This window comes from Collinsella aerofaciens (assembly GCF_032584215.1).
Taxonomy (GTDB): Bacteria; Actinomycetota; Coriobacteriia; order Coriobacteriales; family Coriobacteriaceae; genus Collinsella.
The window spans coordinates 1-874 of record NZ_JAWHPN010000065.1; the positions used below are offsets into that span (position 1 = coordinate 1).

The window sequence follows — 874 nt, forward strand, 5'->3', positions numbered from 1 at the left end:
GGAAATGATGTCAAAATGGGGGGCAAAAACGGTACCTTTGCTCTTTTGGCGCGCATGTCCAGCATAGCTGTTTCAGATGGTCAAGACGTAGAAATCGGAGACGTAATCGGGTATGTGGGTACCACTGGCAGCTCCACCGGAAATCATTTGCATATCGAGTATTTCAAAGATGGCCACCGCTTAAACCCCCTATTCTATCTGGAACCGTGACATTCCGGCAGGAGGACGATATATGATACTCATTTTAGCGGAAAAGCCGAGCGTTGGACAAGCTATTGCCAAGGTGCTCGGTGCTACGCAGCGCGGAGCTGGTTATGTCCATGGGAATTGCTATATCGTGTCCTGGTGCTTTGGACACCTGGTTGAGCTGGCCCAGCCCAAGGACTATGACCCAGCATTGGAGCAATGGGATCTCCGTACCCTTCCCATTATCCCGCAAGAGTTCAAGACTGTTATCCAAGCCAGCACAGAAAAACAGTTCAAAATTATTCAAAGCCTGATGCACCGTACCGATGTCAAAGAGGTCATTGCCGCGACTGACGCCGGCCGAGAGGGAGAGTTGATCTTCCGTCTGGTATATGAACAGGCGATGTGTAAAAAGCCTGTCAAGCGTTTATGGATCAGCAGCTTGGAAAGCTCTGCAATACGAGAGGGGATGGAGCACCTAAAGCCTGCTTCTGAGTATGACTGCCTTTATCATGCGGCCCGTTGCCGGCAGCGGGCCGACTGGCTCTTGGGTATAAATCTGTCGCGCCTCTATACAATCATGTACTCCCATAAGCTACCTATCGGCCGCGTCCAAACCCCTACATTACACCTTAAACAAACCCGACAAGCTTAAATACAACAATTTGTTCCTGAACTCTACTTTACC

2 protein-coding genes are annotated in these 874 nt (G+C 49.9%); both read left to right on the top strand.

Annotated elements, in window-relative coordinates; genetic code table 11:
• A partial coding sequence (locus RX395_RS09750) for a M23 family metallopeptidase (RefSeq protein ID WP_316367269.1) occupies positions 1 to 210 on the top strand: 210 nt, incomplete at its 5' end.
• A 22-nt stretch (positions 211 to 232) separates the two neighbouring features.
• Positions 233 to 841 (top strand): toprim domain-containing protein, encoded by a 609-nt coding sequence (locus RX395_RS09755; RefSeq protein ID WP_316367271.1) that lies wholly within the window; start codon positions 233 to 235, stop codon positions 839 to 841.
• The last annotated feature ends 33 nt before the right edge of the window (positions 842 to 874 follow it).